Consider the following 16,671-nt stretch of genomic DNA (forward strand, 5'->3'; position numbering starts at 1 on the left):
GGGACCTGGGAGACGGCGAACTGGAGAAGGCTGATGGACGCCGACGACGGATTCCGCGAACTCGACCGGCTGGAGTGCCTACGGCTGCTTCCCACCGTGCCCGTGGGGCGCATCGTCTACACGCGGCAGGCGTTGCCCGCGGTTCTGCCGGTCAACTTCCGTCTGGACCGCGACGGTGCGGTGCTGGTGCGTACGTCGGCCTTCTCGGAGCTGGTGAGCGCGATCGACGCGGCGTTGGTCGCTTTCGAGGCCGACGAAGTCGACGCCGCCGCCCACTCCGGCTGGAGCGTCGTCGTCATGGGAACGGCCACCGTGGTGACCGACCCCGCGGAGCACCTACGACTGCTGCGGACCGGGCCGCGTTCCTGGGCGCCGGCGTCGCGGGAGGTCTTCGTGCGCATCGAGCCGGAGCTGGTCACCGGACGCGAACTCGTCGGCGGACGCTCCGCGCAAGGCGTGCGCTCTCCTTCCTGAACCGACGGGAAGATCAACGGCCCGACCGGTGCCGGCGACGCGGGCGCGCACCCATCTGCCGGCGGATGGCGGGCCCGAGCACAACGGAGCGACACCGCGGGGGATCGGTGCCGCTCCTGCATCCACTGTCTCTCGGGTCACGCGGTTCCCACAGGTACCGATGGGCCCCCGCCGTGGGCCGGACGGCCCTCTCACCTCTGCGCTGGGGGAAGCGGTGCAGGTCAGACCCGCCGCGGGCGGCGTCGAAGGCGCCGAGCGGAGGCTCGGCACCCGGCTCGGTTCGCTACCGCACCCTGCGGACGGCCACTTGATAGGGGCAGGGGGCACGGGGCAGGGGGCAGCGGGACGGGCAGGCAGGGCTCAGCCGCTCGCGGAGTCCAGTGCCGACTGGAGCGACTCGCGGTAGCCGTCGCTGGTGTACGTGGCTCCGGAGACGGTGTCGATGTCGGCGCTCTGGGCCGTGAGCGCCTCTCTGGTGAGCTGCGGGATGGCGTACGCGTTGATCTGCTGGTCCCTCGGGTTCTCCTGGGGGTAGGTGATCGCGGTGACGTCGGTGAGCTTTCCGTCCTTCAGCGTGACGCGGACCTGGACGGGGCCCCAGCGGGTCTGTACGGAGTCCCCGGTGAGGGTCTGGGTTCCCGTGGTGGCGGATCCGCTCGACCCGCTCGACCCGTCCGATCCGGCCGTCCCGCCCGACGTGCTGGAACTGCTCGACGGTGCGGGAGCGGACGCCAACCCCGCGACGGCCGGCGTGGTGTGCGGCTTCAGCGACAGCAGCAGCACCATCCCGGAGACGGTCGCGGCGCTTGCCAGCACGATGCGACGCAGCGGACGGTTCTTCTTCAACGTGTGCAAGACGGCCTCACAGCTCGAAGGACTCGTGGTGGATACGGCGGTCGGGGACCCCCGCGGCGCGCAGCGCTCGGTACAGGTCCTGCGCGAACCCGTGCGGGCCGCACAGGTACACGTCGTGGGCGTCCAGGTCGGGCACGGCCGCGCGCAGGGAAGAGGCCGTGAGGTCCGGCCTCCGGCCGTCGGGACCGTTGAGCGCGTACAGCACCTTCGCCCCGCGCCACCGCGCGACGGTCTCCAGCTCGGCGCCCAGCGCGAGGTCCTCGGCCGTGCGGGCGCGGTAGAGAAGGGTGACGTCGCCGGGCAGCGTCTCGAACAGGGCCCGCAGCGGGGTGATGCCGACGCCGCCCGCGATCAGGAGGGACTTGTGCGCGCTCTGCCGGTCCGCGGTCAGCGCCCCGTAGGGCCCCTCCGCCCACACGCGGGTGCCCGGCCGCAGCAGGCCGACGGCGGCACTGTGGTCGCCCAGCGCCTTGACGGTGATGCGCAGCAGGTCCTGCTGCGGCGGCGCCGACAGGGAGTACGGACTGGAGGTCCAGCGCATGCCCTCGGTGAGGAACCGCCAGCGCAGGAACTGCCCCGGCCGCGCGCCCATCTCGTCCAGCCGCCGGCCGCGGACGACGACGGAGTACACGCCCGGCGCCTCCCGGTGCACCGAGTCCACCCGCAGCCGGTGCCGCAGGTTCAGCCGTACCGGGGCGAGGATCCGGAACCACACCACCAGGGCCGCGACGCCCAGGTACAGCGCGTACCAGGCGGCCTGGACGGGCCCGCTGCCGACGAGATCGGACCCCAGGGCGAGCTGGTGGCCGAAGGCGAGGAAGACCGCGGCGTACGTCAGCAGGTGCGTGTAGAACCAGAACTCGTGGCTGACGCGGCGGCGTACCGCGCGGGCCGAGGTGATCCCGACCGCGAAGAGGATGACGGTTCCGGCGGTGGCCTTCAGCATCTCCGGGTAGTTCAGGACCACGTTGAGCGTCTCGTCCCAGAGCGAGGAACCGTCCTGGGCGGCGTACCCGAGCAGGATCAGCACGACGTGCGCGACCAGCAGACAGATCGTGTAGCGGCCCGCCATGGCGTGCCAGCGCGTCACCCGGTCCGCCCCGATCCGCACCTCCAGCAGCGGGACGCGGGCCATCAGGGCGACGAGAACGGCGCAGGCGTACCCGCACAGCAGTCCCGCGATGCGCCCGGCCCCCGTCAGCCAGCCCGCGGCGCCCACGACCGACCCCGTGTCGTGCCACCACAGGGCGACCACGGCGGCGGCACCGCCCCACAGGACGGCGAGCACGGGGCCGACGGGGGAGCGCCGTGGCGCCGGAGGCGCCGGGGCGACGCTTCGTCGTGCGTAGGCCGTCGTCATCCGCATGTCCCTTCGGCTGTCCCGACGACCTCGTTCTTCGGCCGTCCGGACGACACTGTGCCGACGCAACCTCTGAGCCCGCTCTCAGCGAACGGCGGGCTGCCGCGGCCCCGCCGCAGGTGGGGAGGGCCGTCCGGCCGACCGCGGCGGCGCGGCGGCACGGCGGACTCAGAGCGGACTCAGAGCGAACTCAGAGGTCGAGAAGGCAGCCCACGACGCGGCGAGACCGCATCCTGGTAACCGAGATGAACACTTCCCGCCCCCGCGGCTCCGGCCGTCCCGTGCTGACCCGGACCGACGGCACCCCGCTCCGGGTCCTCGTCGTCGACGACGACCCCGACCTCGCCGAGGTGCTGTCCGGTGCCCTGCGCTACGACGGCTGGGAGGTACGCACGGCGGGCGACGGCGTCTCGGCCGTCGCCGAGGCCCGCGAGCTGCTGCCCGACGCCATCGTCCTCGACGTCATGCTGCCGGACACCGACGGCTTCGCCGTGCTGCGCTCGCTGCGTGCCGTGCGCCCCGACGTGTGCGTGCTCTTCCTGACCGCACGGGACGCGGTCGAGGACCGCATCGCGGGCATCACGGCGGGCGGCGACGACTACGTGACCAAACCGTTCAGCCTGGAGGAGGTCGTCGCCCGCCTGCGCGGACTGCTGCGCCGGGCGGGCATGGCCCGGCAGCTGGCGGACGGGCCGCGGCTGACCGTCGGCGACCTGGTGATGGACGAGGAGGCCCGCGAGGTCACCCGCGGGGGCGAGCTCGTCGAGCTGTCCCCGACGGAGTTCGAACTGCTGCGCTTCCTCATGCGCAACCCGCGACGCGTCCTCAGCAAGGCACAGATCCTCGACCGGGTGTGGTCCTACGACTTCGGCGGGCAGGCCCATGTCGTCGAGCTGTACATCTCCTACCTGCGCAAGAAGGTGGACGCGGGACGCCCGCCCATGATCCACACGGTGCGGGGCGCCGGATACGTGCTCAAGCCGGTGGCCCGGTGAGGACGTGGTCGCGACAGCGCCTCGCACGCGGTCCGCTCCGGCGCGGGGCGAGGCGGTGGCCGGTCCGGATGCCCCGGCCGCACACGTTGCGGGCGCGGCTCACCGCCGGCCTCGTCGTGCTGCTCGCGGTCAGCTGCGCGGCCGTCGGGGTGGCGGCGGTGGTGGAGCTGAACGGCTTCCTCACCGGCCGCCTCGACCAGCAGTTGCAGGACGCGGGCGAACGGTTCCCGGCGAGCCTGGAGCACGGCGGGACGCTCCCGTCCGACCGCGGCGGCGACCACGACGGCGACGAGGACGCGGACGGCGACACCCGCCGGCAGACCGTCGGCACCTTCGGTGCCCGGCTCGTCGGCGACACGGTCACGAACGCCGCGGTGGTCGGCTCCGGCTCCGGCTCCGGCGCGGGCGCGCTGGACGTCGTGCTCGGGGCCGCGGACGCGAGAACGCTCGCCGATGTGCCGGCCGACGGCAGAGGGCACACCGTCGATCTCTCCGCGCTGGACGACTACCGCGTGATGGCGGTTCAGGGCAGGGACGGCGATGTACTGATCACCGGGCTGCCGATGGAACCCGTCGAGGCCACCGTCCACCGGCTGGAACTGGTCGCCGCGGTCGTCTTCGGCGCCGCCCTGGCGGTGGCCGGCTTCGCGGGCGCGCTCTGGGTGCGCTGGTCGCTGCGCCCCCTCAGCAGGGTGGCCGCGACCGCCACGAAGGTCAGTCGGCTTCCGCTCTCCAGCGGCGAGGTGGGGCTCTGGCCGCGCGCGCCCGAGGCCGACCCGCGCAGCGAGGTCGGTCGGGTCGCCGACGCTTTCAACGCGATGCTCGGCCACGTCGAGGACGCGCTGACCAAACGGCACGCGAGTGAAGAGCGGCTGCGCAGTTTCGCCGCCGACGCCAGCCACGAGCTGCGCACTCCCGTGGCGTCGATCCGCGGCCACGCGGAACTGGCGCTGCTGCACCCCGGCCCGGTGCCGCAGAAGGTGGCGCGGGCCCTGGAGCGCATCGAGGCCGAAGCGGCCCGCATGGGAGAGATGGTCGACGACCTGCTGCTCCTGGCCCGCCTCGACGCGGGCCGCCCCTTGGAACGTCTGCCTGTCGACCTGACCCGCCTGGTCCTGGACGCCGTGACGGACGCGCAGGCCGCGGGCCCCGGACACCGCTGGACGCTGGAGCTGCCGGAGGAACCCGTGACCGTGACGGGTGACGCCCACCGGCTCCACCAGGTGCTGGCGAACCTGTTGGCCAACGCCCGCCTGCACACACCGGTCGGCAGCACGATCACCATCTCGCTGGAGACCGACGACGGCACGGCGGTGCTCAAGGTCCACGACGACGGCCCCGGCGTCGCCGCGGACGTCCGGCCCAGGGTTTTCGAGCGCTTCACCCACGGGGATCGCCGCCGCGCGGAGGGCGTGGAGAGCGGCACCGGCACCGGCACCGGTCTCGGCCTGTCGATCGTGGCGGCCGTGGCGGAGGCCCACGGTGGTGGCGTCGCCCTCGAAAGCGTCCCCGGCTCGACCACGTTCACGGTCAGGATCCCCGTGGGCGAGGGGTGATCGGCTACCGATGTCCAACGGGTCGTGGAGGCCGCTCGAGGCGGTCCCGCGGTCGGTGGCCGGGTCGCCGAGCGGGTGGAGTCGTCACCTCACTCGACTGCGCTGCCGCGTGCCGCAGCCACATCGGGCGGGATGAGGAACTCGAACTCGGGGCGGTCCCACGCCACGGCCGGAGGGTTCGCGGACACGGTCCCGGTACGCACGGCACCCTCGCCGCGGTAGAAGCCCTCGGCGGGCGGATGCGACACCACCAGGACGCGGTCGAGCTCGGCGGCGCGGGCCTCGGACTTCATGTGCGCCACGAGCAGCCGTCCGATGCCGCGTCCCTGTGCTCCGTCGGCCACGAACAGCAGATCGAGCTCCGGCGGGGCGAGGACGAGCGAGTAGAACCCGAGGACGGGGCCGTGGTCCTCGTCGGCGGCGAGGGCCACGAAGACGCGGTGGGTCTCGATGTAGTCGGGACCCACCCGGTAGTCCGCGACCATGGGCGCATACGGACCTTCGTAGGCGCGTGAGCCACGCACGAGCCGCGTGAGCCGTTTGGCGTCCCGCGCCACGGCCCGGCGTATGGCGATCGGCCCGCCCCTGGGCGTAATGCCTGAGTTCATCAGGAGAGTATTACGCATCGGGAAGCGACTTCTTGCGACGGGCCGGGTTGAGGGAGATCGGCCGTGGGAACGGCGCTTGAGCATTTCCGAGCCTGCCTGCGGTGCCCGGGTTTCCCGGCCGCTGCCCAGGGCCCGTCGACCACGTTCTGCCGGGCGAGGACGAGTGCACCGGGTCGTGGGCCCGCGCCGGGCCGGGCGAACGGCGCGACGCCACAGGAGCGTGACCGCGGTGGCGATCAGGACGACCACGGCGGGAGCGGTGCCCTCGAACAGCCAGTTGTGACGCCTTCGCGGCAGGGCGTCACACCCGGTCAGGTGCGCTCTCCTGGGCATGATCCCTGGCTGCCGGGTGATCCGGACCGCCGACCGGGGCGGCGGCACGCAGCGCCTCTTCGACCCGGCGGTTGCTGGTCATGGACGCCGTGACGGCCGTCATCGCCAGGAGGAGGACGGAGGCGGCGTAGAGCGGGGTGCGGATGTCGTAGGCGGTGGCCAGCCAGCCGCCGAGGAAGGCCCCGACAGGGGCGGCGCACATGGCCAGCATGCGGGAGGTGGAGGCGACCCGGCCCATGAGGTGGGCGGGGACGATCGCCTGCCGGAGGGAGGGCGCGAGCACCATCGTGGCGCCCATGCCGGCCCCGCAGACGGCGAGCGCCAGTCCGGCCACGTACGGGTCCGGGGCAGCGGCCAGGCCCAGGACGGCAAGCCCTTCGACGGCAGCTGTGCAGGTCAGCGCGGTGCCGGTGCCGAGTCGTCGGCCAAGGCGGGAGGCGATGCCTGCGCCGAGCAGGCCGCCGGTCGCCTCCGCCGTGAGGAGCAGGCCGAAGCCGTAGGTGTCGATGCCGAGGCGGTCGTGGGCGAAGAGGGCGAGGACGGTCTCCACGGCGAGGAAGGCGACGTTCCCGACCGCCGGGCGGAGCGCGAGCCCGAGCAGCAACCGGTCCCGGAAGACGTACGAGGCCCCGGCCCGCGCCTGCCGAAGCAGCGACTCGCGGACCTCCGGCACGGGCCGGGGCGTGGCGGGCAGCGTACGTACGAGCAGTGCGGAGAGCATGAACGACACCGCGTCGGTGAGCAGCGGAACCGCCCGCCCGAGCGCGAGCAGCGCACTGCCCGCGGGCGGCCCCGCGAAACCGGACATGGCGGTCTGGGCGCCGCGCAGGCGGGAGTTGGCGCGCTCCAGGAGCGCGGGGTCGCGGCGGAGCAGATCCGGCAGATAGGCCGTGGCGGCCGTGTCGAAGAAGAGCCCGCCGAGGCCGAGCAGGAAGGCGACGGCCGCGAGCAGCGCAATGCTCAGCACGTCGAGCGCGGCCGCCGCCGCGGGTATCGCGAGCAGTACCGCACGCGCCGCGTCCGCGACCCACATCGTGCGCCGGCGGTCCCAGCGGTCCACCAGCGCACCGCCGAGCACCCCGAAGAGCAGCCACGGCAGCGTCCCGGCGGCCGTGACGACGGCGAGCGCCATCGGATCCCGCGTCAACGTCAACGCGATCAGCGGCAGCGCGGCATGCGACACCCCGTCACCGAGCGAGGACACCGTCTGCGCAGTCCACAGCCGTCCGAACCCGGTCGGCAACTTCCCAACGCCTGAGGTCACTTCGCGCCCCCCTCGGCCTGCGCCCGCGATGCCGGGTGGAACAGCGCGAAGACGAGTGACGCGTCCGGCAGCGCCGGATCGGACAGCTCCCGGTACTCGTCCGCCAGTGCCTCCAGCCGCGCCCCCAGCTCCGCGAACCGCTCCTCGGTGAGCCGCAGATGCGCCATCCGCACGTGCCGCTCGCCGTCCGCCGGCGACGCCTCCAGGTCCGCCACCGCATGGCGCATCAGCACATCCGGCCCTCCTTCGCCCGGATCCGGCAGTGCGATCGTCCGCGCGGCCATCGCGTAGTACCGCTCGGTGACACCCCGCACCTTCCGTGTCCGTACCACCTTCACCAGGCCTGCCCGCTCCAGCAGCCGCACGTGGTAACTGGAACTCCCCTTCGCGAGGCCCACCCGATCGGCGATCTGAGTGATCGTCGCCGGCTCGAAGCGGAGCACGGCCATGATCCGGTGACGCGTGAGATTGGAGACGGCGCGCAGCTGGTCGTCCGTCGTGACGTGAAACGTCTCGGGAAGATCATCGGTAGGCATGCGAACAATGGTCAACGATTCTTGACCATTGCGCAAGGGGATTCGCGCGAGCCTCCGGGATCCGCGGCGATCCCGCTCCTGTGGCGTGCCTGGATGACGGGGATATTGCGCGAACTCTTGACGTGCCTCACGGCGAGGGCCGCGTCACCTGCGTCGGCACGGTGCCCGGCAGACACCTCGCCCGGACGCTGGCCGAGTGGCTGGCCCCGGCCGCCGGGAGCGGGTGGCGCGACCTGCCCGCCTCCGTCACCGCGACCACGGGTACGTCGGCCGACGGGCGACGTGTGCACATCGTCCACAACTGGAGCTGGGAGCCCCTGAGCCCCTGAGCGTCCCCGCTCCGGCGGACCTCTCCGACGCCCTGACGGGCACCTCGGTCTTCGCGGGCTCGGCGCTGGAGTTCGGCCCGTGGTACGCGTTCTCGTCTCCACCGACGCCGACAGCGCGCCGGCCTCCTGACGCGGCCCACCGTTCCTGATCCATCCCCTGAGGAGGGGCACATGCCACGAAGCAGGCTTGGACGAGCCTTCGGTGTCTTCACCGCGACATCCGCGATCCTCGCGGTACCCGTGCTGACCCCGCAGACCGCGCTCACGGACGGTTCACAGGACTGGGAACCCGTCCGGTAGACACCTGGAAACCGGGGTCCGGCGCTCGTTGCCAGGCCCCGCGCCTTCCGTCGCGCGACCGGACATCGTCGACACATCGAACGCCACATCCGGATGGTCCGCCGGCACGATCTCCTCATCGTCGAGGATGGCTGGTTGTGAACACCGAGCGCGATGACCGTGCACACCTCGAGTCCTGTGTCGTCGGAGTCGACTTCGGCACGCTGTCCGGGCGGGCCGTGGTGGTCCGCGTCCGGGACGGAGCGGAGCTGGGCACCGCGGAGCATCCCTACGCCCACGCGGTCCTGGACCGGGAACTCCCCGACGGCACGACCTTGCCGCCCGACTGGGCGCTGCAGGTTCCGTCGGACTACGTCGACGTCCTGCGCCACGCCGTGCCGCAGGCGCTGTCCCGTGCCGGAGTGCGCCCGGAGCAGGTGACCGGTGTCGGCACGGACTTCACCGCCTGCACGTTCCTGCCGGTCCTCGCCGACGCCACACCCCTGTGCGAACTGCCCGACCTCGTCAGCCGCCCGCACGCCTACCCGAAGCTGTGGCGCCACCACGCCGCACAGAGCCGTGCCGACCGCATCAACGCGCTCGCCGCCGAGCGGAAGGAGGCGTGGCCGGCACGGTACGGCGGAAAGATCTCCTCGGAGTGGGAGTTCGCCAAGGCGCTCCAGGTACTGGAGGAGGATCCGGAGGTCTACCGCCGGACCGAGCGGTGGGTGGAGGCCGCGGACTGGATCGTCTGGAGGCTGTGCGGCACCTACGTCCGCAACGCCTGCAGCGCCGGCTACAAGGGCCAGCTCCAGGACGGCGCCTACCCTTCCCGCGACTTCCTCGCGGCGCTGAACCCGGACTTCGCCGGCTTCGTGACCGACAAGCTGGACCAGCCGATCGGTGAACTGGGCTCGCCCGCCGGGACGTTGACGGCCGAGGCGGCGGTCTGGACGGGGCTGCCCGAGGGCATCACCGTGTGCGTGGGCCATGTCGACGCCCATGTGACGGCGCCCGCGGCGGGAGCCGTGGAACCGGGACAGATGGTCGTCATCATGGGCACCTCGACCTGCCATGTGATGAGCTCCGACCGGCAGGCCGTGGTACCCGGCATGTGCGGGGTCGTGGACGGCGGCATCCTGCCGGGCCTGTGGGGATACGAGGCCGGGCAGAGCGGCGTCGGCGACATCTTCGGCTGGTTCGTGCGGGACGGCCTTCCCGCGTCGTACGCCGAAGACGCCGCAGCCCTGGGCCGCGACGCGCACGAACACCTCACCGCTCTCGCCGCCGTTCAGCAGGTCGGCGAGCACGGCCTCGTCGCCCTGGACTGGCACAGCGGCAACCGCTCCGTCCTGGTCGATCACGACCTCAGCGGCGTGCTGGTCGGACTGACCCTCTCCACCCGGCCCGAGGACATCTACCGCGCGCTGCTGGAGGCCACGGCCTTCGGCACCCGCACCATCATCGACGCCTTCGAGGCGTCCGACGTGCCGGTGGCGGAACTCATCGTCGCCGGCGGCCTGACCAAGAACGCGCTGCTGATGCAGATCTACGCCGACGTCACCCGCCGCCCGCTCGGTGTCATCGGCTCCGCCCAGGGCCCCGCACTCGGCGCGGCGATGCACGCCGCGGTCGCCGCCGGAGCGTACCCCGACATCCGGGCCGCGGCCCACGCCATGGGCAAGGTCCACCGCGGGGCCTACCTGCCGGACGCCGAACGTGCCGCGGTCTACGACCGCCTGTACGCCGAGTACCGGCTCCTGCACGACTACTTCGGCCGAGGCGCCAACGAGGTCATGCACCGCCTGCGCCGCATCCGCGCAGAAGCGTCCGCCTGAGCGCCGCACCCGCGGCCGAGCGGCCCGGACGCCCGCTGCGGCACCCCCGCGACGGGCCGCCTCCGGCCGCCTCCGGCCGCCTCCGGGTGACACGGGGCCTGCCCGGACCGACGCGACGGGCTCCCCCCGGCCGGCCACGCTCGCGGGAGAACCCGCCTCAGTGATCACCCGCCTGGTCAGGAGTGCCCGCCACCCGGGCCGGCCGACACCGCTCAGTGCCGGGCGGAAGTACCACGGCCCGCCGGAGGCGGAGGCGCGGTCGAGGCGCGGACGACGAGGCCGACCGGTGGTTCGCCCGCCGCCAAGGGGTCGGCTTGCGGGTTCTCGATCGAGTGCACGAGACGTCTGATGCCGTCCTGGGCCACCGCGTCGAACGGCTGGCGCACCGTGGTCAGGGGAGGAGTGACATAGGCGGCGACCGGTATGTCGTCGAAACCCACGACGCTCGTCCGGAATGCGTCGGCCGGCCTCCCTGCGTACCCCGTCCCCAGGGGTATCGCGGCCGTCCGTTGCGGGGTCCAATGGTAGAGGGCAGGCTTTTCGCGCCTGCACCGGTCAGAAGAGGCACGCAATGGATCCATGGCTGATCTGGTTGATCATCGCAGCCGTGTTGGCTGCGGCGGAGATCTTCACCCTCACGGCAGCGCTCGGAATGCTGAGCGCGGCGGCTTTGGTCACGGCGGGGTCCGCCGCACTCGGGCTGCCACTGCCCTTGCAATTCCTGGTGTTCACCATCGTCGCCACTGTCACCGTGCTGTTCGTGCGCCCCATTGCGCTGCGCCACGTCCTCCAGCCCCAGGCGGCGAGGTTCGGCGTGGACGCACTGGTCGGCAAGGGTGCGTATGTCGTCTCCGAGGTGACGGGCCTGGGCGGCAGGGTCCGCATCGACGGTGAGGAATGGACGGCCCGCGCCTACGACGAGACGCTGGTGATTCCTCCTGGAAAGATCGTCGACGTCATGGAGATCAGCGGCGCCACCGCGATCGTCTACCCCAGGGACTGAAGCCATGGAAACCTCCGCGCTCCTGATTGCCGGCCTGATCGTCGCGCTGATCGCGGTCTTCACCGTGGTGCGGGCGGTCCGTATCGTGCCCCAGGCACGCGCTCGTAACGTCGAGCGGCTCGGCCGCTACCACCGGACCCTGAATCCAGGCCTCAGCCTCGTCATCCCCTACATCGACCGCGTTCACCCGGTGATCGATCTGCGCGAACAGGTGGTTTCCTTCAAACCGCAGCCGGTCATCACCGAGGACAATCTTGTCGTCGAGATCGACACCGTTCTGTATTTCCAGGTCACGGACCCGCGAGCGGCTTTCTACGAGATCGCGAATTTCCTGCAGGCGGTCGAGCAGCTCACCGTGACCACCTTGCGCAACGTCGTGGGATCCATGGACCTGGAGAAGACGCTCACCTCACGGGACACCATCAACAGCCAGCTTCGTGGCGTGCTGGACGAGGCCACCGGAAAGTGGGGGCTGAGGGTCAACCGGGTGGAGATCAAGGCCATCGACCCTCCGCAGTCCATCAAGGACGCGATGCAGAAGCAGATGCGGGCCGAGCGGGACAAGCGGGCTGCGATCCTCGGGGCCGAGGGGCAGCGCCAGTCGCAGATCCTCACCGCCGAAGGCGACAAACAGGCGGCCGTCCTGCGCGCGGAGGGCAACCGCACTGCAGCGATCCTCCAGGCCGAGGGCCAGTCCCGGGCCATCGACGAGGTGTTCCAGGCCGTACATCGCAACGACCCCGACCCCAAGCTGCTGGCCTACCAGTACCTTCAGACGCTGCCCCAGCTCGCCCAGGGCTCGGGCAACAACTTCTGGGTGATCCCCAGCGAGATCACCTCCGCGCTCCAGAGCATGTCCCGCGCCTTCACCGAGGTCCTGCCCCAGTCGCCGGCCACCCGCGAGAAGCCCTCGGACGACATGGTCGCCCAGGCCGCCAACGACAAGGCTCAGGCCGAAGAGGCCGCTGCCGCGGCCCTCGCCGACGCAGCCGAGGCCGAGGGCGTCAAACCCGATGCCCACCCGTCTCGTCCGCCTCGCTGACGACGGGCGGCTCCTCTCCCCGCGCGACGCGCACACCGGAAGCCTCCGAGTCCACGGCCGTCCGCCGATGACTGCTCGTCGAGCCTGCGCGGTGTGAGTTCGTTTTCCGAACGGCGTTGATGGTGGGCCGCTGGAGTCCCGGTGCTGCCGGCGGTCAGCCCGACCGGGGCGTTGTCGCGGTGGCGAGCAGCGCGGGGTCGTTTCCCGGTTTCGCCCGGCGCGGGACGGTCGTCCGGCCGGGGGCGAGGTGATCGTGAGGCGTTTCCAGGGCCTCCCCGGCTCCGAAAAATACCCCCCGGGGTACTCGTGTTACCGTCGAAGGCATACCCCCCGGGGTAATTCTTCGCTGGAAGGGAGTACCGCGTGTTCTTCGTCGACACGATCGAGGTGTCAGGGCTCGGCAACCGGAGCTATCTCGCGGGCGGTGAGCGAACGGCCGTGGCCGTCGACCCGCCCCGCGACATCGACCGGGTGATCGGGGCGGCAGCCCGGCGCGGGGTGCGGATCTCACACGTGGTCGAGACACACGTCCACAACGACTACGTCACCGGCGGTCCGGAGCTGGCCCGGGTCACGGGCGCCGCCTACCTCGTTCCCGCCGGAGCCCGCGTCTCCTTCGCGCGGGTACCGGTGCACGACGGCGACCGCGCAGAGATCGACGGTGGCGCCGGGCTGGCCCTGCGCGCGCTGGCGACGCCCGGTCACACCCCGCACCACACCTCCTATGTGCTGGAGGAGAACGGCACGGCGGTCGCGGTGTTCACCGGCGGCTCGCTCCTCATCGGCACCGTCGGCCGCCCGGACCTCGTCGAGCCGCGGCTGACCGAGCACCTCGCTCGCGCACAGCACGCCTCCGCCCATCGGCTGGTCACCGAGCTGCCCGAGGAGACGGCGGTGCTGCCCACACACGGATTCGGCAGCTTCTGCTCGTCCTCGCAGGCGGAGGGCGGCGCCACGACCATCGGGAAGGAGAAGGCGTCCAACGAGGCCCTCACCCGGGACGTGGACACCTTCGTCGCCGATCTGCTGGCCGGTCTGGACGACATCCCCGCCTACTACGCGCACATGGGCCCGGCCAACGCCGCCGGACCCGCGCCGGTGGACCTCACCCCGCCCGCCGTCGCCGACGCCGACGAGATCGCCGCCCGGCTGGCGGCGGGGGAGTGGGTGGTGGACCTGCGCAACCGCGTCGCGTTCGCCGCCGGGCATGTGTCGGGCTCGTTCAACTTCGAGGCCGAGGGGCAGCTCGCCACCTACCTGGCCTGGCTGATCCCGTGGGGCAAGCCGGTCACCCTGCTCGCGGAGTCGCCCGATCAGCTCGCCGCCGCCCAGCGAGAACTGGTCCGCGTGGGCATCGACCGCCCGGCCGCCGCGGCCACCGGCACACCGGCCGACTGGCTGCGCGAGGGCGAGGCACCCGCCTCCTTCCGCCGCGCGACCTTCGCCGACCTCGCGAGCCGGCACCCGGCTGAGGGCGTAGTCGTGCTCGACGTCCGGCGCGGCTCGGAGCGAGCCGACGGGTACGTCGAAGGCTCGGTCCATCTCCCGGTCCACACCCTGCACCGCCGCCTCGCCGAGGTCCCCGCCGGTGAGGTGTGGGTGCACTGCGCGGGCGGCATGCGCGCCGCCCTGGCCGCCTCCCTGCTGGCCGCAGCCGGCCGGGACGTCGTCGCCGTGGACGACTCCTTCGGCGCGGCCGAGGAGACAGGACTGGCCGTCCGCTACCCGTGACGGCGTCGCATACCGCGCGGGCCCGTGACCGGCCGTCCGTATCGACCAGGGAAGCAGGAGCGAGAAACCGAAATGAGCATCTTCCGACGAGCCCGGGGTGGCCTGGGCCGCGTGAGTGCCGCGGAGGCGGCCACGCGCACCGGCCACGGGAACGCCGCGGCAAGCGGTGCCGACGCCGTACTGCTCGATGTCCGCGAACCTGACGAATGGCAGGCGGGACACGCCCCCGGGGCCGTGCATCTCCCGCTGCCCCGGCTGGCCGCCGGGGCCGCACTGCCCGCGCATGCGCAGGCACGGCCCGTGGTCGTGATCTGCCGTTCCGGCAACCGCTCCCGGCAGGCGGCCGAAATACTCGCCGCACGCGGCTCGCAGGCCGTCGACGTCATCGGCGGAATGAGGGAATGGGCCGACGCCGGGCTGCCAGTGGTGGACACGCTCGGAGGGAACGGCACGGTCAGGTGAGCGCTCTCATACTCGCCCTGGCCGCCGGCGCAGGCATCGGCCTGGCGCTCGGCGCGCTGGGCGGCGGCGGCAGTGTGCTGGCGGTTCCCGCCCTGATCTACCTGCTCGGCTTCACCCCGGTCGCGGCCACGACCGCGAGCCTGGTCATCGTCACGGTCACCTCGGCCACCGCCTTGTCGGCGCATGCCCGCGACGGGCGCGTGCGCTGGCGGACGGGGCTGCTGTTCGCGGCGTCGGGAATCGGCCCTGCGATGCTGGGCGGCGCGGTCGCCGACCGGGTCCCGGAGGCGATACTGACGGCGGCCTTCGCCCTGGTCGCGGGCGGAGCCGCACTCCGTATGCTCCGGCCGCGCGCGGCACCGGACACCGTCGTGCCGGTGCGTCCGGGCCGGGCCGCGGCTGCGGGGGCCGGGCTCGGCGCCGTCACCGGCGTCCTCGGCGTCGGTGGAGGCTTCCTCGCCGTACCGGCACTGGTGAACGTGCTCGGGATGCGGATGCGCGACGCGGTGGGCACCAGCCTGCTGGTCATCACCGTCAACTCCCTGGCCGCGCTGACTGCGCGCGCCGGCACGGTCGACGGCCTGGACTGGGCGGTCGTCGGGCCGTTCGTCGGGGCCGCGGTACTCGGCGCGTGGGACGGGAAACGGCTGGCCGTGAAGGTCTCCGGGCGTGCGCTTCGGCGGATCTTCGCCCTGGTGCTGCTGGCCGTGGCCGCGTCGATGCTGGTCGGCACGGTGCTGTGAGGTGCCGAAGCCCGCGGATGCGGGGGAGCCCTACGCGAGGGAGAGGAACAGCTTTTCCAGACGGGCACGCATCTGTGTGCTGTCCTCGCCGTTCTTCCGGTCGGACTCGATGTCTGCCACGCACTGCTGCAAGCCGGTCGCGATGATCGCGAATCCGGCCCGGTCGAGAGCCCGGGAGGCAGCTGCCAACTGCGTGACGACGTCCTCGCAATCGCGCCCCTCCTCGATCATCCGGATCACACCGGCGATCTGACCCTGCGCTCGACGCAGCCGGTTCAGCACGGCCTTCAGGTCCGCGCCCGCAAGCTCCAGCTCCACGATCACTCCTTCGAATCACATACCCACAGGGGTATGGTACGTCCCGGTTCGGGACGGCGTCGAACATCAGGAATCCCGACCATCAAGGATCACATCTGCCATGACCAGTTTCCCCACCCCGGTCGCCCTCGGAGCCGATCAGGCGCGCACCCGGCTCCACGAGTTCACCGTCATCGACGTGCGCACGCCCGCCGAGTACGCCTCCGGCCACCTGCCCGGCGCCCTGAACATCCCCCTCGGCCTCATCCCGCGCGCCCTGCCGGAGATACGGCACGCCGCCGAACGGGGCGACGTCCTGGTCGTGTGCGCCTCCGGCGTCCGCTCGGAGAACGCCTGCAAGCTGCTGGCCGAGCAGGGCGTTCCCACCGCCACCCTCGCCGGAGGTACCGGTGCCTGGGCCGCCGAGGGGCACGACCTGCACACACCGGCCGCCTGCGACACGCGGGCCGGCTGGAGCATGGAACGCCAGGTTCGTTTCACGGCCGGTGTCGTGGTGCTCCTGGGCCTCGTCCTCGGTCTGCTCGTGCATCCGGCCTTTCACGTCCTGTCGGCGGGCATCGCGGGCGGGCTGGTCCTCTCCGCGATCACCAACACCTGCGGCATGGCGGTCGCTCTCGGCAAGCTGCCTCACAACCGCCCCCGCGCGGCCGATCTCGACGCCACGCTCGCCGCCCTGCGCGGTAGCTGAGCCGGGCCCCGCAGGGCGCCGCATCGGGTACGCGGGCGATCCTGCGCCTTGCGACGCCCAGCCCCGGACGCCCAGCCCCGGACGCCCAGCCCCGGACGCCGCGGACCCGGGCTGATCCAGAAGAAGCGCCCTAGGTTCTGTCCGGCGGATCATGTGACTTTTTGACTGGTCGCTCGTTGGTTGGGTCATGGGTCGGGGGGATCTGACGAATCGCGAGTGGTTACTGCTGGAGCCGCATCTGCCGCCTCCAGGTGGCC

At 72.2% G+C, this 16,671-nt stretch carries 17 protein-coding genes and 2 pseudogenes; 12 read left to right on the forward strand and 7 right to left on the reverse strand.

Features of this window, described 5'->3' with window-relative positions; genetic code table 11:
* Positions 1 to 33: 33 nt before the first annotated feature.
* On the forward strand, positions 34 to 474 hold the full coding sequence (locus QQM72_RS08285; RefSeq protein ID WP_314220111.1) for a pyridoxamine 5'-phosphate oxidase family protein: 441 nt from the start codon (positions 34 to 36) through the stop codon (positions 472 to 474).
* 360 nt (positions 475 to 834) lie between these two features.
* Here the strand turns inward: QQM72_RS08285 and QQM72_RS08290 are convergent, their stop codons facing one another.
* Positions 835 to 1,329 (reverse strand): FMN-binding protein, encoded by a 495-nt coding sequence (locus QQM72_RS08290; protein ID WP_314220112.1) that lies wholly within the window; start codon positions 1,327 to 1,329, stop codon positions 835 to 837.
* A gap of 7 nt (positions 1,330 to 1,336) precedes the next feature.
* Positions 1,337 to 2,689, reverse strand: coding sequence for a ferredoxin reductase family protein (locus tag QQM72_RS08295; RefSeq protein ID WP_314220113.1), 1,353 nt, complete (start codon positions 2,687 to 2,689; stop codon positions 1,337 to 1,339).
* 245 nt (positions 2,690 to 2,934) lie between these two features.
* On the opposite strand from QQM72_RS08295, the gene QQM72_RS08300 reads away from it, so the two are divergent.
* Together QQM72_RS08300 and QQM72_RS08305 are read left to right on the forward strand one after the other, a co-directional pair.
* Positions 2,935 to 3,684, forward strand: a complete 750-nt coding sequence (locus QQM72_RS08300; RefSeq protein ID WP_314220114.1) for a response regulator transcription factor — start codon at positions 2,935 to 2,937, stop codon at positions 3,682 to 3,684.
* Between the two features lie 68 nt (positions 3,685 to 3,752).
* Positions 3,753 to 5,240, forward strand: a complete 1,488-nt coding sequence (locus QQM72_RS08305; RefSeq protein WP_314220115.1) for a sensor histidine kinase — start codon at positions 3,753 to 3,755, stop codon at positions 5,238 to 5,240.
* An 89-nt stretch (positions 5,241 to 5,329) separates the two neighbouring features.
* Here the strand turns inward: QQM72_RS08305 and QQM72_RS08310 are convergent, their stop codons facing one another.
* The 3 genes from QQM72_RS08310 to QQM72_RS08320 form a co-directional block, all read right to left on the reverse strand.
* Entirely contained in the window at positions 5,330 to 5,866 is a 537-nt protein-coding gene (locus tag QQM72_RS08310) for a GNAT family N-acetyltransferase (protein WP_399076392.1), read from the reverse strand.
* Between the two features lie 283 nt (positions 5,867 to 6,149).
* Complete coding sequence (locus QQM72_RS08315) at positions 6,150 to 7,445, reverse strand: MFS transporter (RefSeq protein ID WP_314220117.1); 1,296 nt, start codon at positions 7,443 to 7,445, stop codon at positions 6,150 to 6,152.
* Entirely contained in the window at positions 7,442 to 7,981 is a 540-nt protein-coding gene (locus tag QQM72_RS08320) for an ArsR/SmtB family transcription factor (protein ID WP_314220118.1), read from the reverse strand. Before QQM72_RS08320 ends, QQM72_RS08315 begins: the two co-directional genes overlap by 4 nt.
* A gap of 128 nt (positions 7,982 to 8,109) precedes the next feature.
* Between QQM72_RS08320 and QQM72_RS40850 the strand changes: the two are divergent.
* The 3 genes and pseudogenes from QQM72_RS40850 to araB form a co-directional block, all read left to right on the forward strand.
* A pseudogene (locus QQM72_RS40850) lies at positions 8,110 to 8,459 on the forward strand (beta-galactosidase); the annotation flags it as partial.
* Between the two features lie 22 nt (positions 8,460 to 8,481).
* Positions 8,482 to 8,610 (forward strand): hypothetical protein, encoded by a 129-nt coding sequence (locus QQM72_RS08330; RefSeq protein WP_314220120.1) that lies wholly within the window; start codon positions 8,482 to 8,484, stop codon positions 8,608 to 8,610.
* 137 nt (positions 8,611 to 8,747) lie between these two features.
* Positions 8,748 to 10,427: a ribulokinase gene (araB, locus tag QQM72_RS08335; protein WP_314220121.1), complete on the forward strand. Its 1,680-nt coding sequence runs from the start codon at positions 8,748 to 8,750 to the stop codon at positions 10,425 to 10,427.
* Positions 10,428 to 10,639: 212 nt separating this feature from the next.
* Here the strand turns inward: araB and QQM72_RS08340 are convergent.
* A pseudogene (locus QQM72_RS08340) lies at positions 10,640 to 10,898 on the reverse strand (substrate-binding domain-containing protein); the annotation flags it as partial.
* Positions 10,899 to 10,998: 100 nt separating this feature from the next.
* On the opposite strand from QQM72_RS08340, the gene QQM72_RS08345 reads away from it, so the two are divergent.
* The 5 genes from QQM72_RS08345 to QQM72_RS08365 all read left to right on the forward strand — a co-directional run bounded on the left by QQM72_RS08345 (position 10,999) and on the right by QQM72_RS08365 (position 15,408).
* The gene (locus tag QQM72_RS08345; protein ID WP_314220122.1) at positions 10,999 to 11,430 is read left to right on the forward strand and encodes an NfeD family protein; all 432 of its coding nucleotides are present in this window, start codon (positions 10,999 to 11,001) and stop codon (positions 11,428 to 11,430) included.
* Positions 11,431 to 11,434: 4 nt separating this feature from the next.
* On the forward strand, positions 11,435 to 12,472 hold the full coding sequence (locus QQM72_RS08350; protein ID WP_314220123.1) for an SPFH domain-containing protein: 1,038 nt from the start codon (positions 11,435 to 11,437) through the stop codon (positions 12,470 to 12,472).
* 363 nt (positions 12,473 to 12,835) lie between these two features.
* Positions 12,836 to 14,203 (forward strand): MBL fold metallo-hydrolase, encoded by a 1,368-nt coding sequence (locus tag QQM72_RS08355; protein ID WP_314220124.1) that lies wholly within the window; start codon positions 12,836 to 12,838, stop codon positions 14,201 to 14,203.
* Between the two features lie 72 nt (positions 14,204 to 14,275).
* Positions 14,276 to 14,665 carry a rhodanese-like domain-containing protein gene (locus QQM72_RS08360; RefSeq protein ID WP_314220125.1) on the forward strand — a complete coding sequence of 130 codons (390 nt, stop codon included), beginning with the start codon at positions 14,276 to 14,278 and terminating at the stop codon, positions 14,663 to 14,665.
* Complete coding sequence (locus tag QQM72_RS08365; protein ID WP_314220126.1) at positions 14,662 to 15,408, forward strand: sulfite exporter TauE/SafE family protein; 747 nt, start codon at positions 14,662 to 14,664, stop codon at positions 15,406 to 15,408. Before QQM72_RS08360 ends, QQM72_RS08365 begins: the two co-directional genes overlap by 4 nt.
* 30 nt (positions 15,409 to 15,438) lie before the next feature.
* Here QQM72_RS08365 and QQM72_RS08370 read toward each other — a convergent pair whose 3' ends face one another.
* Complete coding sequence (locus tag QQM72_RS08370; protein ID WP_142268214.1) at positions 15,439 to 15,726, reverse strand: metal-sensitive transcriptional regulator; 288 nt, start codon at positions 15,724 to 15,726, stop codon at positions 15,439 to 15,441.
* A gap of 100 nt (positions 15,727 to 15,826) precedes the next feature.
* Here QQM72_RS08370 and QQM72_RS08375 point away from each other — a divergent pair, with 100 nt between their 5' ends.
* On the forward strand, positions 15,827 to 16,414 hold the full coding sequence (locus QQM72_RS08375) for a rhodanese-like domain-containing protein (protein WP_314220127.1): 588 nt from the start codon (positions 15,827 to 15,829) through the stop codon (positions 16,412 to 16,414).
* The last annotated feature ends 257 nt before the right edge of the window (positions 16,415 to 16,671 follow it).

The organism is Streptomyces zaehneri, assembly GCF_032248645.1.
Classification (GTDB): Bacteria; Actinomycetota; Actinomycetes; order Streptomycetales; family Streptomycetaceae; genus Streptomyces; species Streptomyces coriariae.

Coding starts and splice junctions, on each gene's coding strand:
- QQM72_RS08285 (WP_314220111.1), top strand. CDS start 34: ATGGACGCCGACGACGGATTCCGCGAACTCGACCGGCTGGAGTGCCTA.
- QQM72_RS08295 (WP_314220113.1), bottom strand. CDS start 2,689: ATGACGACGGCCTACGCACGACGAAGCGTCGCCCCGGCGCCTCCGGCG.
- QQM72_RS08300 (WP_314220114.1), top strand. CDS start 2,935: ATGAACACTTCCCGCCCCCGCGGCTCCGGCCGTCCCGTGCTGACCCGG.
- QQM72_RS08305 (WP_314220115.1), top strand. CDS start 3,753: ATGCCCCGGCCGCACACGTTGCGGGCGCGGCTCACCGCCGGCCTCGTC.
- QQM72_RS08310 (WP_399076392.1), bottom strand. CDS start 5,866: ATGCGTAATACTCTCCTGATGAACTCAGGCATTACGCCCAGGGGCGGG.
- QQM72_RS08320 (WP_314220118.1), bottom strand. CDS start 7,981: ATGCCTACCGATGATCTTCCCGAGACGTTTCACGTCACGACGGACGAC.
- QQM72_RS08330 (WP_314220120.1), top strand. CDS start 8,482: ATGCCACGAAGCAGGCTTGGACGAGCCTTCGGTGTCTTCACCGCGACA.
- QQM72_RS08345 (WP_314220122.1), top strand. CDS start 10,999: ATGGATCCATGGCTGATCTGGTTGATCATCGCAGCCGTGTTGGCTGCG.
- QQM72_RS08350 (WP_314220123.1), top strand. CDS start 11,435: ATGGAAACCTCCGCGCTCCTGATTGCCGGCCTGATCGTCGCGCTGATC.
- QQM72_RS08360 (WP_314220125.1), top strand. CDS start 14,276: ATGAGCATCTTCCGACGAGCCCGGGGTGGCCTGGGCCGCGTGAGTGCC.
- QQM72_RS08375 (WP_314220127.1), top strand. CDS start 15,827: ATGACCAGTTTCCCCACCCCGGTCGCCCTCGGAGCCGATCAGGCGCGC.